The organism is Mesorhizobium sp. M0437, assembly GCF_040321335.1.
Lineage (GTDB): Bacteria > Pseudomonadota > Alphaproteobacteria > Rhizobiales > Rhizobiaceae > Mesorhizobium.
In genome coordinates this window covers 21326-45761 of record NZ_JAMYRK010000036.1, presented here as the reverse complement: position 1 = coordinate 45761, position 24436 = coordinate 21326, and the positions used below count along the sequence as shown (strand labels likewise).

Genomic DNA, 24436 nt, shown 5'->3' with positions numbered 1-24436 from the left:
CTTAGCTCGCAAGCTTATCGCGACTGTGGGGCGACAGCCGCCGGGTGAAGGCTTCCGTCAGTGCGGGCAGGAAGCGGATCGCGTCGGTGACGATCCCGAGGTGAGCGAAATCGAAAATCGGCGCGTTCGGGTCGGTGTTGATGGCCACGATGAGATCCGCCCCCTCGACGCCAACCCGATGCTGGACGGCGCCGGAAATCCCGGCCGCTATGTAAAGCTTCGGCCGGATGGTCTTGCCAGTTTGGCCGATCTGCCGATCAGCTGGCATCCAGCTCTTCTGGACCAACGGGCGCGAACAGCCATGCTCGGCGCCGATTGCCCGCGCGAGATTCTTCACAAGCTGCAGGTTCTCCGCCGCGCCTAGACCGAGGCCTCCCGCAACCACGACGTCGGCATAGGCAAGATTTGCCTTTGCCGACTGACTATCCGGCAGGAAGCCGAGGATTTTGGTAACGATCTCGTCCTCGGCTACCGAGAGCTTGTGCCGGATGACACGCCCAACCGGTTTATCCGCCCGCTGCGGCATGGGCATGACCCTCGGTCGCACTGTCGCCATCTGGGGGCGGAAATTGAGCGTATAGATCGTGCACAACAAGGAACCGCCGAAAGTCGGACGGGTGGCGGCGAGCGAACCGTCGGTATCCACATCGAGTTCGGTGCAGTCGGCCGTGAGCCCTGTCTGCAAGGTCGTCGCCACGGAGCCGGCAAGATCCCTGCCGAGTGTGGTGGCACCGAGAAGAAGGATCTCGGGTTTGTGGGTATCGACCAGATCCGTCATCGCCTTGGTGAAAGGCTCGTTCCTGTAGTCGGCGAGCAGCGGCTCCTCGACGATGTAGACCAGATCGGCACCATAAGCGAAGGCTTCGGCAACGGCGTTCCCGATGGCCTCTCCCGGCGGTCCAAGCACGACGCCCGCAAGCTGGACCTGAAGCTTGTCTGCTAACTTGCGGCCTTCGCCGAGCAGTTCGAATGATACGGGATGGACCTGACCGCGTTCGAGCTCGATGAAAACCCAAACGTGCCGGTAGTCCTTGAAATGCGCGGGCAGCTCCTTCTTTATTCCGGCACGGCCGGCGGCAGGGCGAGGGGTTTCTCGGTTCGCGTTCGACATCGTCTGATCCTTGCCCTCTCACGCGCCGCCGTTGAAGGCGAGCTCATGTTCCAATGCCGGCTGGCGGGTGAAGATTGCCGTGATGAGTTCGTCAGCGACATCGCGCAAAGCCATCTCGGCGGTGTCGATTTTTGCCGCCTTTTCCGCCCGCGCAGGAGGGGCGAAAACGCGCTTGACGACCGTCGGTGAACCGCGCAGGCCGCATTTGGTGAGATCCTCAATGCCGGCGTCGGCCGCACTCCATTTCAAGACCTGGCTGCGCGCGGCGCACAGGGCGTCCTGGATCGAGCCCCGGCGGATCTCGTTTGTGCCTTCCAGCATGGTGATCAGGCAAGGTAGCCTGCTCTTCAGCATCTGTGTGCCGCCTTCGGAGCGGCGCTCAACCTTGATCTCGCGCGCAGCAAGGTCGATAGAGGCGATCTTCGCGACATAGGTCAACTGCAGGAGTCCGAGGCGCTTGGCGATGCCGGGCCCGACCTGGGCGGTGTCGCCATCGATCGTCTGCTTGCCGGTGAAGACGAGGTCTGGCGTGCCGAACGTCTCGCCAACCTTCGCGATTGCCTGGGAAAGGGCGAACGAGGTCGCGAGCGTGTCGGAGCCGGCAAAATAGCGGTCGGTCAAGAGCACCGCTCGGTCGGCGCCGTAACCGAGCGCCTTGCGCAGCGCGTCCTCTGCCATGGGCGGACCCATAGTGAGCACGGTGACTTCGCCACCATAGGAGTCGCGCAGTCTGAGGGCTTCTTCGAGGGCGAACAGGTCGTAAGGGTTGATGATAGTCGGAACACCCTGGCGCATGATCGTGTTCGTCACCGGATGGACCCTTATCTGTGCCGAGTCCGGCACCTGCTTGATGCAGATTACGATGTGCATTGGCGGTTTCTCCAGGCTCCTGTCCGGATGCGGGCTTGGCGGTTCATCTCCTTGGTTTGCATCATTCGTGCCAACTGTTTTGCGTGCCCCCTCTGCGATTGGTTGCTTCTGAGGGCGCCGTGGTGATGACCGGATTTGTCGGCTTCTCGACATTGTCGCGTCGCAACCCGTGTCGCGGTCATTCCTGTCCGAACCGCTTCAGTACGGAGTCGAACGGGACAAAGGTGCGGCCCGGCGTGGCAGGTTTGTTCGGATCGTGGTCTTTGAGCACCTTGAAGACCCGATGCGTGAGCGGCGAGGAAATCGCGAAGTCCTCGTAAGCGCCTTCGAGCGTCGCCCGCACCCGCGCGGCAATCACCTGGTCGGGCAGACCGGAGAAATCTTCTTCGGCAAGGTATTGGCCCACGCGCTTCATGATGTGGAGCCGCGAGACATTCAGCACTTTCGGGTCATAGGAGACGCCAAGGACTGCAAAGAACTCCTCCGCAGCCGACAGGCGCTTCAGTCGTGCGAGGATGTCGGTGACGTCGATGGGGCGGCTGTCAGCGGAACAATTCATTGCATTCTCCCTGGTCGGAAAACTGTGGTGTCGGTGCGCTCACGCACGGCTGACCTGGACCCGCACAGCTCCGCGACGGATGCCTCGCTGCACATTCCATCGTAGAGCTCGACCAGTTGAGTTGCAGTGACGGTCGATTTGGTCTCGGCCGCCTCGCGCCGGACGCGGGCCACCATCGCGGCTGCCAGATCAGCGTCGAGATCGCGACCGCTTTCGCTCAGCACATGGGCAATCGCAGTGGCGCCGGAATGCTTGCCGATGACGATACGCCGGCAGCGGCCCACGAGAGCCGGATCGAGCCCCTGATAAGTACGCGAGTCCTTCAGCAGCCCTGCGACGTGAATGCCGGATTCGTGCGTGAAAACATCGGCGCCGACGACCGGCTTAATGGCCGCGGTCTGCCGGCGGGCGGCCCAAGCCACCTGAGCGGCGAGGTCGGGCAATGCGGTCAGCTCGATGCCGGTATCCGCGCCATCGAGGACCGCCGTCGCGGCGGCCACCTCTTCCAGTGCGGCATTGCCCGCACGCTCGCCGAGCCCCAGGACGGTGACGGAGGCATGGCGCGCGCCTGCGCGGATAGCGGCCAGCGTGTTGGCGGCAGCAAGTCCGAGATCGTTGTGCGCATGAAATTCAAGGTCGATTGGAGACTGCGCCACAAGCTGGGCGACAAGTTCGAAGGTCGAAAACGGGTCGAGAACGCCGACTGTGTCGGCTAGCCTGACGCGGCTTGCGCCGGCGCGTGCAGCCGTCTCGATGACGCGGGCGAGATGATCCCGATTGGCCCGCGAGGCATCCTCGCAGCCCACCGCGACGAAGAAGCCGGCGGCGGCTGCGCGCCTCACCATATGTTCGATGACCTGGAGCGCTCCCGCCTTATCGAGGCCGAGCTTGGCGGCAAGTTGGATGTCCGACGCAGGCAGCGATAGATTGACGGCGTGGACGCCGCTCTCGATCGCTGCATCGAGATCCAGCGACGTCATCCGGCACCAGGCCATGAGCCGAACCGGGAGACACCGCGCGACCACGGCGCGAATTGTTTCGATCTCGTCGGCGCCCATGACCGGCGTGCCGATCTCGATCTCTGTGACGCCGGCCGCCGCAAGAGACTCGGCGATCTCCAGCTTTTCCGTCGTGGTAAAGGCGACGCCGGGCGCCTGCTCGCCATCGCGCAAGGTCGTATCGTTGAGAAAGACATGACGGGTCATGAACGGTAGCCTGTTCTGCTGCCGCTCAGGCATAGACCGGATTGAACGTCTTCGGAGCTTCGCTTACCCGGCCCAGAACTGGGAAAGCCACGCAGCTTCTCCACGATTGCCGGCATGACCGCGAGCACCCGGTCGACGTCCGTTTCGCCGTTGTCCCGCGCCAAGGAGAAGCGGACTGCCGCGTGTGGCGTTTTCATCGCGCTCAGGACATGGCTCGGTTCCAGAGAGCCGGAGGTGCAGGCGGAGCCGGAGGAACACGCGATGCCCACGCGGCTGAGGAGGAGTGGAATTCCATCACTTTCGACATGTTCGAAGGAGATGTTTGCGGTGTTGGGCAACCGTTCCAGGGGATCACCAGTGACACAGGTGCTTGGGATGCGCTGGAGAATTCCGTCCTCTAAACGGTCGCGGAGCGACTTTACCCGTGTGGTCTCGTCGTCCATGAATTTCAAGGCGAGTTCGGCCGCCATGCCGAGCCCGACTATGCCGGGCGTATTCTCGGTGCCAGCACGCCGGTTGTGTTCTTGGTGGCCCCCCTTGATCAGCGAGTGGAAATTGACGCCACGTTTTACGAAAAGCGCGCCGATCCCTTTCGGCCCGTGCAGCTTGTGGCCGGAGAGCGACAGCATGTCGATTGCGGTCGACTTCAGGTCCATCGGAAGCTTGCCGACCGCCTGCACAGCATCGGTATGGAAAAGGGCGCCCACTTCCTTGGCCAACTCGGCAAGCCTGGCGACGGGGAAGATCACACCAGTCTCATTGTTCGCCCACATTATCGAGACGATTGCCACCTGTGGGGTGAGGGCGGCCATATAGGCGTCGAGGTCGAGCCGGCCACGGCAATCCACCGGGATCCTGTGCACCTTGACGCGGCGGGTCTTCTCAAGATGCGCGCAGAGCGTCAGCACGGCGGGATGCTCGACCGCGGACGTAACGATCTCGGTTCGGTTGGGCGCCGCCTCGAGCGCCGAAAGAAGCGCTGCATTGTCGCTTTCTGTCCCACCCGAGGTGAAGGTGATCTCATCGTCGAACTCCGCGCCGATCAGAGCTTGCAACTGCCTCCGCGCCTTTCTCACCGCCGCACTGACTGAGGCGCCAAGAGCGTGCGCCGACGAAGGGTTGCCGAATTGATCCCTAAAGAACGGCAACATCGCTTGCACGACCTCAGGATCGACCCGTGTGGTTGCGTTGTTGTCGAGGTAGACAGGTTTCATGTGCGATCCTCAGTTGACCGGAATGACGCGAGCGCGCGACCGCCTCATTGAGCCTCTGGCGTATGCCGTTGATGATGATGGGCCCGAACTGGCCGCCGGCGCAGACGCCCGAGAGTTTGACGTAGACCGGATCGGCGTCGACATGGGCAAGTCCGCAGTCGCCGCCGTCAGCCCGCAGGTAAGGACACCCGAACACGACAACGTTATCGATAAGCCGAATTTGGCGCAGCGGCGCGATTTGGCCGCCAGCAGCTTGGGTGCCAGGAACCGAACTGTTTCGGGAGGCGACGTTCTTTGCATCCTACCTGAAGCGATTGCCGGTCCCAAGATCGGCTTCGACCTTGCCTTGTTCTTGAGGACAGGGACATCTGTTGTGCCGGCCATATAAGCCTCCTCTGCCGCAAATGAGTCCGTCGGCGGCAATCGCTTCATGGACCCGCACAGGCGCTTCGGGCGATCAACTGAAGGAGTTGCCGCAGCCGCACTTCTCGCGCGCGTTGGGGTTATCGAAGACAAAGCCGGAAGATTCGAGCCCGGTGAGGAAGTCGACGGTCATGCCGGCGACATGCGGTTGGGAGCCCGCGTCCACGAACAGCTTGATCCCATCTGTCTCGGTGATCGCGTCGCCCTCGCGCGACACGCTCTCCAGGCCCATTAAGTATTTGAAGCCGGCGCAGCCGCCGGCCTGGACCATGATGCGAAAGCCTTCCGCCGGCTCGCTGGCGCGGGAAAGAGCAGTCTTGATGGCGGCAACAGCGTTGTCGGTGAGCGTAATCATGGCTCCATTCTCCTCAGTCCGGGACCTGCTTGCGCATCACGTTGCATGCACCGTGCCAAAGCGAAAAAATGTTTCAACACAGCGCGGCATCTCTGACACTGCGGTGGTTCTTGTGAGTCCATTGCTACGAAGGTGTCGGCCAACCGACACGTACTGTCGGGTTTGTCGGGTCCGCCACGCGGGATGTTGGGCCTGAGTTGTTGGCTGAACTCACATTGAACCAATGACCATTACAGAAGACTTCTTGTGAGCTTGCTTCGGCGCAATTGGCACGGTTTTTGAAGCTCCACTGGCGAGGCGGCAAGAGACTGCCGATCCACAATCGTGTCGTGGGTGCCCTCGCGATCGATGGGGCGAAGCAAGGGAGCAACATGTCAGGACTGGGTCAGATACGCTTTGTTTGGCAAAGCAGCGCCGCCCGTGGCATCCGAATGCCCGATTGGCCGATTGCGACAACACCCATAATCGCTCACCACCGCCCAGTGGCCGCCGACCGGCTCGATGGGATTCCATCGGCATGTGCCTGCTCGTGTCACTCGGGTCTCGCCGCTCCGATAGCACCCCCGGTTTTCGCGCGGGTGCGACGACGTGCGCACGCTGTCCAGCGACACTTTGTTCACGGGCCAGCAGCAGATCAGGGTCGAGCATTACGGCGCGCCCTATCGGCTGAAGATTCACCGGCAGGGCAGCTGATCCTCACACGTAGGTGGAAGCAGGGGTAAGACATGGACCAGCGCGAGAAACCGTCGCCGGACGAAATCCGGCGGGCGTGCGAAGACAATCCGAAAATCCGGGAGCATGATCTCGCCGCTCGATTGGGCATTTCGGAAGCCGAATTGGTCGCGGCGCATTGTGGTCACGGCGCGGTGCGCATCGAGCCGCGCGTCGATGATCTGCTGACCGGCCTCGAAGCGGTCGGCGAGGTGATGGCGGTCACTCGCAACCAAAGTGCCGTGCACCAAAAGATCGGCGTCTACGACAAAGTGGTCACCGGCAACCCGCATGCCATGGTGCTCGGCGACGAGATCGACCTGCGCATCTTCCCGAAAGCGTGGGCGTATGGCTTCGCCGTCGAGAAGCGCGAGGGAGCCGAGATCCGCCGCAGCCTGCAATTCTTTGATGCCACCGGCGAGGCGATGCACAAAATACATCTCAGGCCCGCCTCGAACCTGCACGCCTATCAGAATCTGGCGGCAGAGCTCGTATCCTCCGACCAGGAGCCGATCATATCGGTCGAGGCGAGCGGGGCGCGCGATAACGCAGTGAGTCCAGACCAAACCGCCACGGTCGACGACCTACGCGAGCACTGGAGCCGGCTGAGCGACGTGCATCAGTTCTACCATATGTTGAAAACACTGAAGCTCAGCCGCTGCCAGGCGATGCGTATGGCCGACGAGGATTACGCCTGGCTGCTCGACAATGATGCCGTTGGCGCCCTGTTCCAACAGGCGGCCGAAGACGAGATGCCGATCATGTGCTTTGTCGGCAATCGTGGTTGCATCCAGATCCATTCCGGCCCGATCAAGTCGGTCAAGCAGATCGGGCCGCGGATCAATGTGCTAGACGAGACCTTCCATCTGCATCTTAGGACCCATCACATCCGCGAGGTCTGGGCCGTGCGCAAGCCGACGAGGGACGGTCACGTCACGTCCGTTGAAGCCTATGGCGCCGACGGCAAGATGATCATCCAGTTCTTCGGCACGCGCAAGGAAGGCGAACGCGAGCGCAGCGACTGGCGGTTTCTGGCCGAGAGTCTGCCACGCGTTCCCGGTCCGACCGACAGGGATGTGTAGAGCCGGCAGGCCCGTAGGATTGAACCGGCCGCCATAGGGCTCGGCGCCACGTTCCGACAGCGGCTCGCGAGGAAATATAGGTCCATGTGCGATAGAGCTTGCCGTGTTAGCGCATACGCACGGTCAGGTGTGCACGCCGGAATTGACCGCATCGATACAGTCAGGCTCGTCGCCGGCCGGATCGCTGCGCACGAGTGCATCGCTCGTCTGACCGGAAATCCTTGCAGCGGCTACAACAATGCCATCAGCGCCGAACCGAAGCGGAAGCGCGGCCGGGTCTTGTCGGACCGCACCCGAACCTTGCGCTGGATCGCGTCGTTGCTCAATCCGGGCCGTGCGAGCGATCTCCTCGCTCGTCGACCGGAAGGCTGTGCAGCAGCAGCCAAGCCGAACAGCCCGATGTCGCGGACTCGACAAAACCGACCACGGATGTCGGTTGTCGGACGTTGTCCTAAGAATGATGGACAGGTGATCATCAGCGGCGGGCCTAGTGCAGGCTGGCATTGCTTGGTGCAGCGCCATGGGTACGCCTATCCGGCACGCGACTTGCTTCGACAATTTGATCAGCAGGGCATCAGCAGTGCGTCACGGAGCTCAGAGGTGATTGACCAGCCTCTCAACCCTAACGGGGATAAGCGGCGGCTTTGCTTCATGCCCGCAGCGCGGCGGAGATGCCCCTTCTGATCGACTTCGCAACCGATCTCATCCGCGCTGGTGCAGGTGGGCTGTATCAGGCGACAGAATCTAGAAGGCGCCCGACAAGAGACGTGCCCATGCTGGAAATCGACTTTATGAACAGCGGTGCAATCTCAATCGAGCCATGAACGCCAATGTAGAGAAAACAAAATGGCGACCAACCCCGTTCCAGATCATGTCCCGCCCGAAATGGTGAGGGACTTCAGCCTGTTTACATCGCCAGGGATGCCACCAACACCCAACGGGGATCCACACGCAGCTGTCGCTTGCGTACATGACGGGCCTCCGATCTTTTACTCCCGCTACAACACGCAAGATGGCCGGGGTACCTGGGTCATCACCCGTGCCGCGGACCAGCGGAAGGTGCTGCAGGACGCAGAGACTTTTTCCAGCCATCGCAGCATCTTCTCCTCCATACTGGGTGAAAACTGGCCGACGATCCCGCTTGAGCTCGATCCACCGGCCCATGGCGTCTTTCGCTCACTGCTCAATCCGCTGCTTTCGCCAAAGCGGGTGTTGGCTTTGGAACCGGCTGTCCGCGAACGGGCGGTCGAGCTGATCGAAAGGATCGCCGCGTCGGGCACAAGCTGCGACGTGATGAAGGATTTTGCCTTTCCTTTCGCGGTGAGCACCTTTCTTCGCTTTCTGGGGTTGCCCGATGACCGACTCGATACATTCGTCGGCTGGGGGAAAGATCTGCTCCACGGCGACGATAAGGAACGACCTGTGGCTGCCCGGACGATCGTGGCATTCATCGACGAACTTGCAGCCATGCGCCGCCAGGAGGCGGTTGACGATTTCATGAGCTTTATCGTGCAGGCACGGGTCGAGGGCCGCCGGCTGACGGACACCCAAGTCCGCGGCATCGGCGTGCTTGTCTTCGTCGCTGGGCTCGACACGGTCGCAGCAGCTATAGGCTTTGACTTGGCGTACCTCGCGCGCAACCTCAAAGATCAGCAATTGCTGCGGAGCGAACCGGACCGCATCCCGCTCGCAACCGAAGAATTGCTGCGGGCCTATCCGCCCATTCAGTTGATCCGCGTGGCTACGAAAGATATCGACTTCGAAGGCGCGCCGATCCGGAAGGGGGACTATGTTTCCTGCGCCACGATGATTGCCAATCGTGACCCGGCGGAATTCGAATGCCCCAACACAATCGATTTGGAGCGGGAGGACAACCGCCACGCAGCGTTTGGCTATGGTCCCCACCGTTGCCTTGGCTCACACCTTGCCCGGCGGGAGATTGTCATTGGCCTGGAGGAGTGGTTGGCGCGCATCCCGGCTTTCAGGATCAAGCAGGGTACGGCACCGATAACTTCTGGCGGCCATGTGTTCGGGATCGAAAATTTGATCCTGGACTGGTCTTAGGCCCGCCCCGACCCGGGGCACAGACAATGGAGGCAGCGCAATGCGCATCATCGTCCAAAAGGCCAAATGCCAGGGTCACGCGCGATGCGCGGCGCAAGCGCCGGACATCTTCAAGCTTGATGACGAGGGCTACATCCTGCCCGGTGACATTGAAGTTGCGGAAGGGGAGGAACTGCCTGCATCGCGGGGCGCGCGATCCTGTCCTGAACGTGCGCTGGAACTCACCCGCTGCGCGCTTTGAGGACTCATTCAACCGAGAGTCTGGCGGGCTTGAACCATGTGGCCGCACTCAGCACGCGACCTCTGTCCCGCACGGTTCACGTCCAACTCTGCAGGGGCATTTCCAGCGCCAGTGTTCCCCGTGAGGCGCAAACGGCAGGGCAGGGGTTCGCGAACACCTCTTCCAATCACAGAATTTGCGTCAGAGCCGACGGACCAGACGAGAATTGCCGAACTACTCGACGCGAGGCGACCCGGAGTGCCATACCGAAGAACTGCCCGACCCATGTTGCGGCAGGCCGGGTCTCTGCATGATTTGATAGGACGAAACCAGGAGAACGCACCATATTTGCCCAACATTATGCCCGGCTCAGCACCGGCCAATGGCCGCACATCGAGCTGGAGAGGAGGTTCGACCAGCATGTGCTTGCCTGTGTGCTTTCACGTGCGCTCGAGGAGATCGAGGCCGGCGAGGCGACGGCGACGGAGGCAACCGGACTTTCGCGCGCCGAGTTGCGCGATGTCCTGGTCCGCTGTTTCCCTGCTTTTCCTATCAACGCGTTTGCCTTGAAAGAGGTGAGCGAGCCCGAGCCGGATCTGGAAGAAGAACTTCTGCATGGACTGCTGCTGGCGCATGCCCGACATGGCGACCCGGCGAGCGCCCGCTTCGCCAAGATCATCGCCCGGCGTGCGATGCGCAATGACCACCTCTGGCAGGACCTTGGCCTTTTTAATCGAACCGACCTCGGCCGCCTGCTCGCCTCGCATTTTCCGACGCTGGCGGCCGGCAACACCCAAAACATGAAATGGAAAAAATACTTTTACCGAAAGCTCTGCGAGGCCGAAGGTTTTTCGCTGTGCAGCGCCCCCAGTTGCCGGGACTGCAATGATTTCGAAAGCTGCTTCGGCCCGGATGAAGGCGAAAGCCGCCTCACACGGACCAAGGACAACGCCTAGGATTGAGAGCCGCTTGCGTCAGTCGTACAGCGTCAGCGCTCGCGCCGCGCCATATGTCTGTTGTCAAATCTCGACGGACGCCATCGTTGAGACGGCCATTTCGGCAGCGATAGCCCTCTTTTCGGCCTCCTGGGCAAGATGACTGGCCGCGACCTGCGAATGGCCCCTGCGGCAAGCAAGGCGCCATAAATAACTGCGCCCAGCAGAACCAGTCGGCAAGAACGAACGGAACTGGCCACGTGGACGGGTATATCGAAGCGTCCATTGTTGACGTCAGCATTATACCTGGTAACGCCAGACTTCGACCGATTTTCAGCGGGCCGATAAGAAAGGCGCTCGAAGAGAAGGCGACTTTCGACCTGAACCGGAAATTGCAAAGCTGCAAGCCCAGTTGGAGCAGCAGTTGGCCCGGTTGAAGGATGCAGAAAAGTTGGCGATCAAGCTCAAGACTAATTCTGTTGGCCTCAAACGAATCAACGTCGCCGACGAAGCAATCGAGGTCGTAGCCGGTTTCACAGGACGGCGGACATTGGGGTCGGCAGTCTAGTCCCAGCCAAATAGGGCGCGCGCTTCTGCTACTGCGCAAACGCCTCTGGAGTCGATTTTATCAGCTCGTTGGCGTGATCTTCAGTTCCTTCGCCACAAAGCCCGGCGGAGAAGAGTATGCTGCCTGGCCTATTCATTCGCCCAAGCCCGCTTGCCACGGCAGCTATCGTGGTCATTTTTACATCAGACGATCGTCTCGTGAGCAGTGGACCGCAGAGTTGCGAAGACGCAGTTGCCCTTTGCTTCTACTGTGCATAGAAGCCATTTGTGCGGGCAGAGGTACAAAATCTGGGTGCGGTGCTGTGGGAATAAAATTCGAAAAGCTAAATAAACTCCGAGAGTCACTGCTAGAGGCAAATCACGATTTCCGCGCCAGCACCCAATTGTTCAATAGCTTGGATGTCGCGAAAATTGATCGCGAAATGGATCTTGGAGATCGCGGAAAGCAGCGGGGCGAGGCGAACCAACCTCCGAAGGCGGCCAAGAATTTCGACGACGTTGAGCATGCAGTCATCGAGAGGGTCGAGGACGAAAAAAAGGCGGCACACCACACCCTCGAGGATAGCCTGCAGCTTCTCTCCGGACGTTTGGCGGGCCTCGACTTTGAAGAGCAATTTGGTCTGATCCGTCAGGCGAACGCCGCCAGTGTTTCTGATTTCAAGGCCTCGATCGCGGTAGGCCTGGACGAACTTCACGGATTGCGAAAATCGCTCAACGACGCGGAGAAGGAGCACGCCTGGTTCAAACAGAAGCACGGGCTTGTCCGCGCCGTTAGGATTCAGCACGGAGCAGCCTACGTTTTCCGAATTTCCTTGCTGATTTTCCTGTTTCTGATTGAAACGGCGATGAACGGAAATTTCCTTGCCAAGGGAAATGAACAGGGATTTTTTGGCGGACTCCTCGAAGCCGCCGCGTTCTCGTTTTTGAACATCGGCGCCGCTCTGCTTTTCGCAATATTTTGTGCACGCCTGGTGACTCACAGATCGTTTTTCGTGAAGGTGATCGGCGCGTTGTCGATAGTGGCATACATCGGCTTGGCATTGACCATAAACCTAGCGCTTGCACATTACCGCGAGGTCAGCGGGTCCTTTGTGAACGGAGCCGGTGTCGAGGTTGTGCGCAGCATGCTCGCCAATCCGGCCGGCCTTATGGATGTGAAATCCTGGCTTCTGTTCGGCATCGGTCTCATGTTTTCGATTTTTGCATTTATCGACGGCTGGTTCGTTCTCGACCCATACCCAGGCTATGCGGGTGTCGAAAACAGATTGGTCGCTCGCAGGGAAGACTACATCGAGCGCAAGAGCGAGCTCATCGAGGCTCTGCAAGAGGTGCGCGATGAGCACAACGAGAAGGTGGAGGACATCGTCAAGCGGCTGGGGAGCAGACGCAGGGAGCATCGGGCGATCATCGATCATCGGTCGAGGCTGCTGACGCTCTTTGTGCAGCATCAAGACCAGCTGGAGCGAGCCTGCAACCAGCTTCTCGCAAAGTACAGGGAGGCCAATATCCAGGCCCGCACAGAGCCAGCGCCAAAACATTTTGCCACGCCCTACAGACTCGAGCGCATAAAACCCCTGATATCGTCCGACGATGAATGGAGCGAGAAGGACCTGGGCGCCTCAATTCGTGACGCGCAGGAAGAACTCAACGCTCAGGTGCGGCTCATCGGGCTGGAATGCGAGCGGGGGATCGAACAGTACCGAGATCTCGACAAGCTTCATACGGACAGCGTGAATGGCTAGGCGGGGCCGCAGAAGAAAGAATGGCAGTGGCGGCACCATTGTGGCAGCAGTTGGATTGGCCGTGCTGTCGGCTGCGATGCTGGCCGGTTTTGTTTGGATGTGGTCGAGATCCGGGAAGGACCAAATCGACGCCAGCACGAATTGCCCGTTGGCCGGTCCTGTAAGCCTGACGGCGGTCTTGATCGACGCCACCGACCCGATTTCGCCAATAACCATGGCCGATTTGAAGAATGAATTCCGTAAGACCATTGGGCGCGTCGAGCCCGGCGGCTATCTGAGGATATTGACGCTGGGCCCGACCCCCGGCGACCTGACTGTGATGTTTGATGGATGCAACCCGGGCGATGGCTCGACGGTCGACAGCTGGACGAACAATCCGTCCCGGCGGCAGAAGAAATGGGAAGATGCATTCGAGGATCCTCTGACGAAGCTTCCCGACCAGATTCCCAATGGAGAATCCGCTAGCCAATCTCCAATCATGGCCGGAATGCAAAAAATCAAACTGTCATTATTCGATAGCGGTTTGGCGAAAGAGAAGACCGCAAAGCGAATAATAGTCGTGTCGGATATGATTGAACATACGGCGCTGTACTCACAATATCGTTCGGGTCTCGATTACCAGAAGTACCTTGATAGTTCGGCCGACAGGACCTACGGGACATCGCTTGATGGCGTGGGGGTTACGATACTCTATGTCGATAGGGCGAAGAAGCCATTTGGCTCTTTCGGACATGCAGAGTTCTGGACCCGGTGGGTTCAAGCTCATCATGGCGAGTTTGAGAAGCTGGTAGGGTTGGAGGGGTTAAACTGATGGCCAAGAAGCGAGGGGAGTCTTTCTTGGGACATCCGAGCCTGCCCCTTGTCGTCTTTGCGACACTAACCCTGGGCGGCTGTGTGTTCATCGCAATAGCCAAGCTGTCGGGCGTAGACCCGATAATGGCGGCGAGCGCACCGGTATGCCTGATGCTCATCTATCTTGCCGCGTCCGTCTTCACCGGCAAGCTGCGGCTCCACGATGAGCAGACTGGCGACAATCTCTACTACATGGGTTTCCTGTTTACGTTGACGAGTCTCGGCGTATCGCTGTTTCAGTTTGGTTCCGAAGGATCCACCGACACAATCGTGAGGAACTTTGGTATCGCGGTGACGTCGACGATCACGGGCATTGCTCTGCGGATCTTTTACAATCAGATGCGCCGCGATCCTGCCGACATCGAACGGACGGCCAGGCACGAACTCGCCGATATGACGCGTCGTGTAAGAGCTGAGATGGAAAGTGTAACCAGGGAATTCGCTGGACTTTCGCCGCGTCAGCAATCAGATGTTGGAGGAGGGTTTTGCCGAAATTGCCGTTCAAGCGGAGCGGAACGGAGAGCACATAAGATCGGCGCTAGATAAAATCGCGATGGAATCGATCAAACCGGTTCAAGAGGCCTCGGGAAAGCTCAGCAATGCTTTGAGCGATAATTTTGGGCAGATCGAAAGTCAGTTCTCGTCGATCGCACAGCGCGTCGAGGCGGCAGCCGATCTGCTCGACAAGGCCAACAGCTCAATGTCCTCTTCAGTTGGCAGACTGGGTGAACAGGCCGACAGCGTAGCCACCAAGTTAGAGAAGGTTGTCGTCCCTGATGAGGTCCTTAAGAACGATCTGGCGCCGATGGTGAAACTCCTTGGCAGCGCGGTCGCCCAATATGCTGTCAAAACAGAGACGGCTTCGCAGGAACAGCAAGCCCGCATGGCGGGCATCGTTGATGCTGTGGCTAAAGTGGCCGCAGGTGTGGAAAGGGCTGTGGCAGCCGCAGAGCAAACAGCGGAGAGTGTCCAAGCGCAACAGCGCTTGACCCAGGCGCTTGCTGCAGTGGTGCAAAAGCAAAGCAAGGACACCGGAGACCTTGTCGCAACCTTGGCAGGAAGAAGCCTCCACGCGCCGAGGCCTGTTCCCCCTCTCAACGCTCCTATCGCGATCGAACAGCCACTGGCAGATCTGGCCGCAAATGACACCGTCGAGAGCGCACCGATTAGGGTCGAGCCTGAGCCCCAACCAGACGCTTTCCAAACTCTGGGAAGCGAGCCTCCCGCCGAACGAACGGAACCGCCTAAGCGAACCAGTTGGTGGGGCAGGTGAGTGACGCTGGCGGAACTTCGGTCGCCTTCGAGCGCAAGGGTTACGGCCGCGGTTTGATACTGGGCCTGACCATGGCCGAGACGATGCTGCTTTTGGTGTTCTGCCTGCTGCTAGCAGCCGGTGCTATCATCACGAAAAAGCAGAAAGAGACCGATGAGGCGCTGCGAGCCGCTCAATCAAACAAGGAAAACGTGCAGAGGCTCGAAGCCGAAAACAAGCGGCTTCTGGCTCAGATAAAAGCGGTGTTTCAGCCCGCGAGCGGAGGAACCGTTCCCGACGAAGAATGGCGCGAGCTGGTCCTGGCCAAGGATGCTGTTAAGTCGGTCAAGGAAGCAGGTATTTCCCTGGAGGAGGTCGTGCGAAATGCCCCTGTCGCGAAGGTCCTTGCGGACAACGACATAAGCGTTGATCAGGCCAAGGCCATGATAGATGCGGCGAAGGTCTTGAAAGAATTTGGTTACATCGGCACCGACAAAGGGCTGCAGGATCTGGCTGATGTGCTCAAAAAGGCTGCAGAGCCGACGCAAGCAGCAAAACCTCACGATTGGCCGCCGATCATTAGTCTCAGCGAACTGGATGGCTATAATTTCGATACCGGAAGCGCAGAGCTTTCGGATCCGTTCAAAACAAAGTTGCGCGATCTTGCGAAGACAATCGCCGGCACTGCGACCTCTTACGGTGTCGACGTGATTGAGGTGATTGGACACACGGACGAACAGGCAATGGCGGGCGAATCCTCCAACATGGACAAAGGGCTCCAACCGGTTTTGTCAGGGACAGTGGAAATCGGCTCACTCCATCCCGCCGACAATGCCGGCCTTGGTCTGGCGCGCGCGATTTCAGTCACGAGTGTGCTCAGTGACATGCCCGCATTAAAGGGGTTTACGATTTTGCCGATGTCAGGTGGTCAGCTCATCCTGCCCGGCGATCATCTCACCGACGGAGCGCAGATGGGCGATGTGCGGGCTCGAAGGCGCATCGAGATTAGGGTGAGGCAGCGATCAAAATTGGCGCCGGTTGGTGGCGCCAAGCCATGAATGGGGACGAGAGACTGGCGCCTTAGCCGGTACGGCAGTTGAGTTGGGGGATTGGGCTATGGGGTTTTACGTTCGAAAATCGATCAGTGCGGGACCATTCCGCTTTAACTTTTCGTCCGGCGGGGTTGGCGCTTCCGTTGGCGTGAAGGGCCTCCGCATCGGCACTGGGCCACGAGGTCACTACATCCACGCCGGCGTCGGTGGGCTCTACTATCGTGGCACTTTAGGCAAGGCTAGCGCCAAGAAGGTAGTACAGCTCTCTCAAACCCGATCTGCGCCGCAACCCCGTCCACAATCCTCGCCCCCGGAGTACGTCTCTGACGGCGTCGTAATGAGGGAAATCGAGTCCCGCGATGTGGTGGAGATGCGTGACGAGACATTTGCCAATGTACTCGATGAAATCAATGCTAGGCAATCGCAGACGCGGCTGTCCGTAGCACTCGCGGTTCTGTTCGGGATTGCAGGTTTCCTTGTGGGGACCAAGCTCGGAGGTGCCGCACCGGTGCTGGGCATCGGTGCCTTTGTGCCGGGTATGCTCATTGGCAAATGGTTTGACAGCTACCGTCGGGTAAGCGTGCTCTATTACGATTTGGAAAAAGACGCGGAGGCCGCCTACGGGCGACTTGTCGGCGCGTTCGAAACTCTCACCGGCTGCGGCGGGAGATGGCATGTCGCTGCCGGCGGCAAGATAGAGGATCTGACGGCTTGGAAGCGAAATGCCGGGGCCAGCATGCTGGTCGATAAAAAGCCCACGACACTTGAAAGCTCCTTGCCGAAGGTTGTGCGCAGCAACGTTACTCCGCCTTCAATCCATGTGGGTCGGCAGGTGCTCTTCTTCATGCCTGACCTAGTGCTGGTGAAGGACGGAAACCGATACGGCGCAGTCGGATATGCCGATCTGCAGACCCAATTCGCCCCGAGTAATTTTATCGAGACCGGCAAAGTTCCATCTGATGCGGAGATCGTGAGCTACACTTGGGCTCACCCAAACAAAAACGGCGGGCCCGACAAGCGTTTCAAAGACAATCGGCAGATCCCTGTCTGCCGCTACGAAGCGTTGCGGTTTTCTAGCCCGTCCGGACTTAACGAGCTGGTGGAATTTTCCAAGACAAACGTCAGCCAGCCCTTTTGCCAGGCTCTATCGGCACTCGCGCAATTGCATCGAAGCTCCGACCGCCAATCCATAACGCTGAACGCGCACTCAAGGGACTGATAGTGGCGATGGCTCAAAGCATGGCCAGGTCAGCAAACGCCTTCGCATGGAATCCCATCGCCATCTCGATCCAACTTGCTCCCCCATGAGCAGTTGGCGAGATACCAACGCGCTTCTTCGCAAGATGAAATCTGCCTGCAAAAGCGGCGAGGTTGGCATGAGTAGCTCTGTGCTACTTGGCGACGGCTGATGAGCCCAAGTGGGCTTTTGGTTGGGTTCGTAGCTTCCGAATGTTGTTCGCGCCAATCCCAAGGCTTGTCAAAAGTTCCAATCCAGATTCCGACCTTAGCGGTTTCAGCCTTAGTTTGCTGTTGCGCATAGGCCCCGTGGCTGTAGCGGGGCCAGTCCAAGGCTCGACCATGTTCAACCATCCAGGACGCGACGCTGACACCGTCCGCGCGACGGCAATCACCGACGAAGGCGACGGTACCGATCCCATGAAACAAATGTGCATTGGACAGGCCGCGAAGCCGCAAGGAAATTCGCCAGTGCTTCGGCCGCCTGGCGCCCGCAGGGGTATTGATGTCCGCTCGCGTCATTGCAGTATTGGCGGCTTTCGGGTGCATCGATGCCGTTGAAGCGGACGCGCTGCCCGTGGATCTCTATCGTGTCTCCATCAACCACCGATGCTATGCCGACAATCGGCGCCGGTCTCGACCCGGTCGAGTTTGCTATATCCAGACCACGTAACTGGTCGCCCGGCCCTGTAAAATAGTGGGTGGCGTAAGCAGCCAAGGCCACCACGATCACTAGGATCAGAGGCAAGGGCACATCTGGAAAGAAACGTCTGCGGACGATTGGTTCCGCGCCGCGCCTTGGTCGCGCGCGGCGACGATGAGAATAGCGATTGTTATTCAATTTCCGATCCTTTGCGAAACGCAGGCTGCATGATTTCTAACGTGCCTCTGCACGCTTCGTAGGCGCCTTTTTCGCTGGCGCTGGTTTGCCTTGTAGTTCGGCGCTTTGAACACCATGGTGCCTTCGCAGATCAGCCCGAAGTCACGACTTTGTAGTTGCCCCTTTTCGTGAACACGACCATCTTTCCGCGCTGGAGCCTACAAGTTTTCTCGGAATGCAATTAGGAGGGCCGATTGAAAAAGAAGTCGGCTTGTGCGCCAGTTGGTCGTGGCCGGCGAGGCAGATGCCAGAGCTGCCAACACCTCGTCCAGAGGTATGATGGCATTTTGTCCGAAAGGGAACCTCGAGATCAAGGTGGGGATGCGAAGTGTCCGGAACATTAAACAAACATCCGCAATTTTTCCACTAAGCCGCGGTGCTCACAATACTAAAACGATTGAAGTGTTGGTGGCAGCCATTCGAAGTTGAAAAACGAGCATTTTATGTTGCGAACAGCCCTTGTGTAGGCTCTATGTGTCCAGCCTATCAGGGGGGTGTGAGTGTCGGAAGTTGAAAAATCGGTCTTCCAAAGCGATCTGCCTTTAAAGGAAAAGCTCGAGCGAGCCAGGATGGAATTGCTCGACCTTTCTGCTCGCAACCGACTTTTGAATGTGCCACGGTTTTCAAAGAGCGCGAAGACGATCGATATTGTCGACGAGAGGTCGTCTGAGATCTATCGATTGCTGGTGAGCGAAGGAAAGGCTTTTACCTTCCTGGCCGGCAAGCCGGATCGGCCGAAGGCAGGCCAGGTTGAAAGCAGCCCTCCAGACGAGGAAATCGACTATTCCCCCGTTGCTCTTGCTCAGCCTGAGGACGAAGGATTCGACGATAGAGGGGTATCTGCGCGACATTCTGACACCAAGCTTCAGACGAGGATGACCCCAACGGGGCTGCAGCGCCGGCTCCTTGATCTCTACCACGATGCCCGCACACTTGAGGAAGAGCAGGGCGTCAATATCCTCTTTCTGGCCCTTGGCATGCTGAAGTGGATTGACCCGAACAACAAAGAAAACAACCGTCAGGCTCCTCTCATTTTGGTGCCGGTACGGCTTGAGCGAGGGGCCGCTGGAGAAAAGTTTCGGCTGCGAGCTCGTCCGGAAGATCTTACCGCAAACCTCTCCTTGGAACTCTATCTCGACCGTATCCACAAGCTCGCCCTGCCGCGTTTTGAAGTAGGAGACGACTTCGACGTCTCGGCCTATCTCGATGCCGTTGCCGAAGCAGTGTCGACCAAAGAGGGTTGGCAGGTGCTTGCCGATGATATGGTGCTCGGCTTCTTCTCGTTCGCTAAGTTCTTGATGTACCGTGACCTGGATCCGGATCTCTGGCCGGATGGCGCAAAGATTATCGAACAACCGAAGATCCGCTCGCTTCTTTCAGATGGTTTCGAAACACGCGAACCGCTGATGTCGGACGACATTGCGATTGATCCGCATATTGCGCCTGCCGAAATGTTGCATATCGTCGACAGTGACAGTTCTCAGACGCTGGCGATCCATGATGCAAGAAAGGGTCGCGACCTCGTTATCCAAGGTCCTCCCGGGACAGGAAAATCGCAGACGATCGCGAACATTATCGGGTCGGCCGTTGCCGACGGAAAGACCGTGCTGTTCGTTGCGGAAAAAATGGCCGCACTTGAGGTCGTGAAGCGACGGCTTGACACTGCGGGGGTGGGCGACGCCTGCCTCGAGCTCCATAGCAACAAGGCAAACAAGCGCATGATGCTGGAGGAGTTGCGGCGCACCTGGCAACTCGGATCGCCTCGCGGACAGCTGGCTTCTTCTCTTACTGAACGCCTGCTGGAGGCTAGGGATAAACTCAATGCACATGCTACAAGGATGCATGTTCCGTATGGAGCCTCCGAACTCACCGCTTATCAGGTTCTAGGTCAGCTGACCCGCCTAAGGCAGGCCGGTCAGAAACCCGTGGACATCGAACTTACGGACGCCACAAGCTGGACAAATGATGGCGTTTCGCAACGTCGCAAATTGCTCGATGAGGTCTCTCAACGGATCAACGAGATCGGCTTGCCCATCCACCACCCATGGAGGGGAGTTGGCCTGGATGTCGTTCTTCCAACGACCATTGAGAGGCTCGTCCCACGCATCGCGGCGTTGCTGGATCAAGCCAAGGCGCTGCACGCCAAACTGGTCGATATTGCTGAGCGGATCGAGGCGAAGCCTCCGCAAATTCTCAGCGACAGCGGTGAGATAGAAGATCGCGCTGAACTTCTTGCGTCTGCGCCTGGGCTTCCTGCCGAGGCGCTCGTCTCGCCGGTATGGGATGAGCGTCCGAAAGACACTTCATCGCTTCTCTGGTCAGGAACGGATTTCGCCCGCAAGTCCGAGGAACTTTCAGAGCAGTTGGCGACGATGGCTATCGACACGCCAATTGAAGGTCTCGAGACAGAGCTTGCAAAGCTTCCCTCGGAATTTCCGAAAGATGGTTTCCATCGTGCGCGCCAACTAACCGTGTTGCTGCCACGCTTGCAGGAAGAAGCTGAGCGGCTAAATCAAGAACTGGGGTCTACGGTCCTACCGGACACGCTTGCAGGACTTCTCAGGTTAGTGGTGACTGGCGAGAGAGTTGCGGCAGCCCCCGATGCGAGCCCTGAGGCATTCGCAGCCACCGTTTGGGACTCTGGGCTGGAACAGGCAGGCGACCTTGCCGATAGCGTAGCGACGCTAGAGACTGCCAGAGCCGAGCTTCAGGGCAAGGTTGTTGATGCCGCGTGGAGTACCGACGTGGCCGCGGCGCGGCAAGCGCTCGCCACACACACCGGGATATTGAAAGCATTGAACGGCGACTACCGTCGCGCCACTGCACTTGTGCGGACTATTGTGGTCGACCCCAGCGCGCCTGCGACGCAGATAGTTGGTCTCCTCGACCTGTTGATGAAGGGTCAGGCTGCCGCAGCAAGAGTCCGCGAAGGCGACGCTTTTGGCCGTTCCGCCTTCGGGGCAGATTGGCGTGGGGAGCGATCGCCATCTGTGCCACTGCTGGCGCTAGTGGAATGGATGCGCACTTTACGGGGGCTGGGCTCCGAACCTCGGATTATCGCCGGCCGGATGGCGGAACGCACCGAGGCCGGCGCGCGTGCAGCGCGAGTTCGCAAGGTCATCGAAATCGGTCGGCCGATTATCGAGGGTTTCTGGAACGATCTCGGGCACCTCGCGTCATCCATGCTAGGCGACGTGGCTTCCGCCGAGCGGGCCTCGCTGCAACTGATGGAAGCGAAGGCGAGCACTGTAGCTCAAGCCGATGATGCGTCACGACAGGTTCTGACTGACGCTCCGGATCTGATCACTGAGCGGGTGGAGCTACTGCGCCGACTAGGCAGACTACAAGCGCTTGCTCAAGAGATCGATGCCGGGGAAAGCCTTGGCAAGTTCGCATTCGGCTCGTCGTGGCAGGGTCGAGGATCCGATTGGGCCGCTCTCACGCAAGCCGAGCTTTGGCTGAAAGAAAATGGCTCGATCCGACATCTGGCTGCGCGGTTGCCTGAAAGAATCGCGATCGCAAACTCGGCTCGTTCAGCACGTGAAGCGACCCAAGCGGCAGCGCAGGAATTGAAGGCGCTTTCAAGCAATTTGAAAGCCGATGCTTCCTCGTTGTTTGGAGTAGACGATTTTCCGGACGTCGCGATAGGCGAGGTCGTTTCTCGACTTGAGGGTTGGCTCGATCATCAGGAGCAGCTCTCGAAATGGGTTGCCTATGAAGAGCGGTCTGAAACAGCGCGCAAGGCCGGACTGGGACAGTTGATAGACGGCCTGGCCAACGGCGAGATCACAACAGGATCGGCGCGATCAGTTTTTGATATGGCCTACTACGAGCGAATGTTTCTAGCGATGGCGACCGATGAGCCGGAGCTGGCAAGGTTCGACGGAGAACTGCATTCGAGGGCTGTACGTGACTTCGCAGATCTGGACCGCCGGCGCATCAAGGCCGGCGCCATCGAAGTTGTAACGGCTCATCACCGGAAAATTCCTTCAAGAGACGGCGGAGCTGGACCTGTCGGACTGCTTCGTTCTGAGATGGCGCGCAGACGAGGCCACATGCCCATCCGGCAATTGATGCAGAAGGCAGGCCCTGCCATCCAGGCACTGAAGCCAGTGTTCATGATGAGCCCGCTTTCGGTGGCGCAATTCCTGTCGGCCGGCCGGATGTCCTTCGATCTGCTCGTGATGGACGAGGCGTCTCAGATACAACCCGTGGACGCGCTTGGCTCGATCGCCAGGGCCAATCAGGTGGTCGTTGTTGGCGACGAACGCCAACTTCCACCCACGACCTTCTTCGCGAAGATGACAGGCTCGCAGTCTGACGATGACGAGGGTGAGGGCGCGCAGGTCGCCGACATTGAAAGCATCCTCGGCCTGTTCACGGCCCGCGGCTTGCCGCAGCGTATGCTCCGCTGGCACTACCGTAGCCGTCACCAATCTCTAATCGCAGTATCGAACAGCCAGTTCTACGAGAACCGGCTTTTCATCGTGCCAAGCCCTTATACCCAAGAGGCAGGTATGGGATTGCGGTTTCATCATGTGCCGGAGGGGGTCTTCGATTCCGGTGGCACAGGAACCAATCCGGTAGAGGCGAGAGCTGTAGCCGAAGCGATCATCCGTCATGCGAAGGTGAACCCGCAAGAGACTCTAGGCGTTGCAACATTTTCGGTTAGCCAACGCCGCGCGATCCAAGATGAACTCGAAGCGCTGCGGCGACTAAATCCCGACACCGAGGAATTCTTTCACGCTCATCCAAGCGAGCCATTCTTCGTCAAGAACCTCGAAAATGTTCAAGGCGATGAGCGCGACGTGATCATGATCTCGGTGGGGTATGCCAAGAATGCGCAGGGATACATGGCCATGCGTTTCGGCCCTCTTGGCGCGGAAGGCGGCGAGCGTCGGCTCAACGTCCTCATAAGCCGCGCCAAGCGCAGCTGCGAAGTATTCGCGTCCATCACAGACGAGGACATCGACCTGGAGCGTGGCAAAGGGAAAGGCATCTTCGCCTTCAAGCTCTTCTTGCACTACGCGAGAACAGGGCGAATTTCGCTTGCCCAAGCCACGGTTCGCGAAATGGATTCAATCTTTGAAGAACAGGTAGCCAACGCCCTGATCGAAAAGGGTTATCAGGTTCATGCTCAGGTAGGCATTGCCGGCTTCTTCATCGACCTCGCTGTTGCGGATCCAGAGAGGCCAGGCCGCTATATTCTTGGCATCGAATGCGATGGCGCGGAATATCATTCATCTCGCTCTGCCAGAGATCGTGACCGGCTACGGCAATCTGTTCTGGAAGACCATGGTTGGATTATTCATCGGATCTGGAGCGCTGACTGGTTCCAACGACCTCGTGAGCAGCTGGAGCGAACCATAATAGCGATTGAGGCTGCCAGAAAGGAACTCGATGAGCGGGCCGAATTGGGGGTCCAGAGAAATCGAGCTGTAGCCGTGCAGGTTGTTGCGGTTGACAGAGGCAACGTGACGGAAATCGGTCTCGAAAGCACAAACGGATCCGAGACACCCAATCGAGCCTACGAAGAGGCCGAACTAAAGCGACCGGGATCGTTCGAACTCCACGAGACGCCCAGCGGAATCATGGCCGGACTGGTCGAGCAGGTCGTGGCTACAGAAACGCCAATCCATGTCGACGAAATAGTTTCGCGTATTCGGGACGCCTGGGGTCTGCAGCGGGCCGGTGGCAGGATTCAGGATGCAATCGAGCGGGGGATAAGCATAGCACAGAGAGGTGGTGCAGTAGCCCGTCGAGGCAACTTCTGCTTCAAGCCAAGTGCTCCTGTTCGTCTCAGGGATCGCAGTGGGGTCGTGTCCGCTGGATTGCGCAAGCCCGAAATGATTGCGCAGGACGAGGTCGCCCAAGGCGCTATGGAAGTCGTGAAATCCAATCTCGGTGCGACAGAGGAAGAAATTGCCACAGGCGTTGCGAGGATGCTGGGCTTCAAAGCCACAAGCGCACAATTGAAGCAGCTGATTTCGGCCGCGGTCGCCGATTCAGTTGCCAAGGGATTGTTACGGTCCCAAGACGGCTTGTTGGTGGTCGGCGACTCCACGAGCGAGAAATTAGCCGAAGTGTAATGGGGCGTTGCAGCGAC

General features: G+C 59.0%; 20 protein-coding genes. 12 read left to right on the top strand and 8 right to left on the bottom strand.

The features are described from left to right. Position 1: 1 nt before the first annotated feature. The 7 genes from NKI72_RS21520 to NKI72_RS21490 all read right to left on the bottom strand — a co-directional run bounded on the left by NKI72_RS21520 (position 2) and on the right by NKI72_RS21490 (position 5737). On the bottom strand, positions 2 to 1111 hold the full coding sequence (locus NKI72_RS21520; RefSeq protein ID WP_352548221.1) for an electron transfer flavoprotein subunit alpha/FixB family protein: 1110 nt from the start codon (positions 1109 to 1111) through the stop codon (positions 2 to 4). 18 nt (positions 1112 to 1129) lie between these two features. Further along, positions 1130 to 1981, bottom strand: coding sequence for an electron transfer flavoprotein subunit beta/FixA family protein (locus NKI72_RS21515; protein WP_352548223.1), 852 nt, complete (start codon positions 1979 to 1981; stop codon positions 1130 to 1132). 178 nt (positions 1982 to 2159) lie between these two features. Then, on the bottom strand, positions 2160 to 2540 hold the full coding sequence (gene nifW / locus NKI72_RS21510) for a nitrogenase stabilizing/protective protein NifW (protein ID WP_352850838.1): 381 nt from the start codon (positions 2538 to 2540) through the stop codon (positions 2160 to 2162). Then, complete coding sequence (gene nifV, locus NKI72_RS21505) at positions 2537 to 3745, bottom strand: homocitrate synthase (protein ID WP_352850837.1); 1209 nt, start codon at positions 3743 to 3745, stop codon at positions 2537 to 2539. The genes nifW and nifV overlap by 4 nt, the downstream gene beginning before the upstream one ends. Then, positions 3742 to 4959, bottom strand: coding sequence for a cysteine desulfurase NifS (gene nifS, locus NKI72_RS21500; RefSeq protein ID WP_352850835.1), 1218 nt, complete (start codon positions 4957 to 4959; stop codon positions 3742 to 3744). Before nifS ends, nifV begins: the two co-directional genes overlap by 4 nt. After that, complete coding sequence (locus tag NKI72_RS21495; protein WP_352850833.1) at positions 4910 to 5155, bottom strand: NifU family protein; 246 nt, start codon at positions 5153 to 5155, stop codon at positions 4910 to 4912. Before NKI72_RS21495 ends, nifS begins: the two co-directional genes overlap by 50 nt. 261 nt (positions 5156 to 5416) lie before the next feature. Then, entirely contained in the window at positions 5417 to 5737 is a 321-nt protein-coding gene (locus tag NKI72_RS21490; protein ID WP_352850832.1) for a HesB/IscA family protein, read from the bottom strand. A 588-nt stretch (positions 5738 to 6325) separates the two neighbouring features. Between NKI72_RS21490 and hemP the strand changes: the two genes are divergently transcribed. From hemP to NKI72_RS21435, 11 genes are all read left to right on the top strand, one after another. Then, positions 6326 to 6430, top strand: a complete 105-nt coding sequence (gene hemP / locus NKI72_RS21485; protein ID WP_023678236.1) for a hemin uptake protein HemP — start codon at positions 6326 to 6328, stop codon at positions 6428 to 6430. Between the two features lie 32 nt (positions 6431 to 6462). After that, positions 6463 to 7530 carry a hemin-degrading factor gene (locus tag NKI72_RS21480; RefSeq protein ID WP_352850831.1) on the top strand — a complete coding sequence of 356 codons (1068 nt, stop codon included), beginning with the start codon at positions 6463 to 6465 and terminating at the stop codon, positions 7528 to 7530. A gap of 846 nt (positions 7531 to 8376) precedes the next feature. Then, positions 8377 to 9594: a cytochrome P450 gene (locus NKI72_RS21475; protein WP_352480501.1), complete on the top strand. Its 1218-nt coding sequence runs from the start codon at positions 8377 to 8379 to the stop codon at positions 9592 to 9594. A 40-nt stretch (positions 9595 to 9634) separates the two neighbouring features. Further along, positions 9635 to 9835: a ferredoxin gene (locus NKI72_RS21470; protein ID WP_352491466.1), complete on the top strand. Its 201-nt coding sequence runs from the start codon at positions 9635 to 9637 to the stop codon at positions 9833 to 9835. Positions 9836 to 10158: 323 nt separating this feature from the next. After that, positions 10159 to 10770: a nitrogen fixation protein NifQ gene (locus NKI72_RS21465; protein ID WP_352491520.1), complete on the top strand. Its 612-nt coding sequence runs from the start codon at positions 10159 to 10161 to the stop codon at positions 10768 to 10770. Between the two features lie 854 nt (positions 10771 to 11624). Continuing rightward, entirely contained in the window at positions 11625 to 13058 is a 1434-nt protein-coding gene (locus tag NKI72_RS21460; RefSeq protein WP_352850852.1) for a hypothetical protein, read from the top strand. Beyond that, complete coding sequence (locus NKI72_RS21455; RefSeq protein ID WP_352516049.1) at positions 13051 to 13869, top strand: hypothetical protein; 819 nt, start codon at positions 13051 to 13053, stop codon at positions 13867 to 13869. Before NKI72_RS21460 ends, NKI72_RS21455 begins: the two co-directional genes overlap by 8 nt. Beyond that, a complete protein-coding gene (locus tag NKI72_RS21450) occupies positions 13869 to 14456 on the top strand; it encodes a hypothetical protein (protein WP_352850830.1) in 588 nt (195 codons plus the stop codon). Before NKI72_RS21455 ends, NKI72_RS21450 begins: the two co-directional genes overlap by 1 nt. A gap of 7 nt (positions 14457 to 14463) precedes the next feature. Then, entirely contained in the window at positions 14464 to 15183 is a 720-nt protein-coding gene (locus NKI72_RS21445) for a methyl-accepting chemotaxis protein (protein ID WP_352850829.1), read from the top strand. Next, positions 15180 to 16220 (top strand): OmpA family protein, encoded by a 1041-nt coding sequence (locus NKI72_RS21440; protein ID WP_352850827.1) that lies wholly within the window; start codon positions 15180 to 15182, stop codon positions 16218 to 16220. The genes NKI72_RS21445 and NKI72_RS21440 overlap by 4 nt, the downstream gene beginning before the upstream one ends. Before the next feature lie 58 nt (positions 16221 to 16278). Beyond that, a complete protein-coding gene (locus NKI72_RS21435; protein WP_352850825.1) occupies positions 16279 to 17433 on the top strand; it encodes a DUF4236 domain-containing protein in 1155 nt (384 codons plus the stop codon). 29 nt (positions 17434 to 17462) lie between these two features. On the opposite strand, the gene NKI72_RS21430 is transcribed toward NKI72_RS21435, so the two are convergent. Beyond that, entirely contained in the window at positions 17463 to 17804 is a 342-nt protein-coding gene (locus NKI72_RS21430; RefSeq protein WP_352850851.1) for an excalibur calcium-binding domain-containing protein, read from the bottom strand. A gap of 1026 nt (positions 17805 to 18830) precedes the next feature. Here NKI72_RS21430 and NKI72_RS21425 point away from each other — a divergent pair. Beyond that, complete coding sequence (locus NKI72_RS21425) at positions 18831 to 24419, top strand: DUF3320 domain-containing protein (RefSeq protein WP_352850823.1); 5589 nt, start codon at positions 18831 to 18833, stop codon at positions 24417 to 24419. Positions 24420 to 24436: the final 17 nt, after the last annotated feature.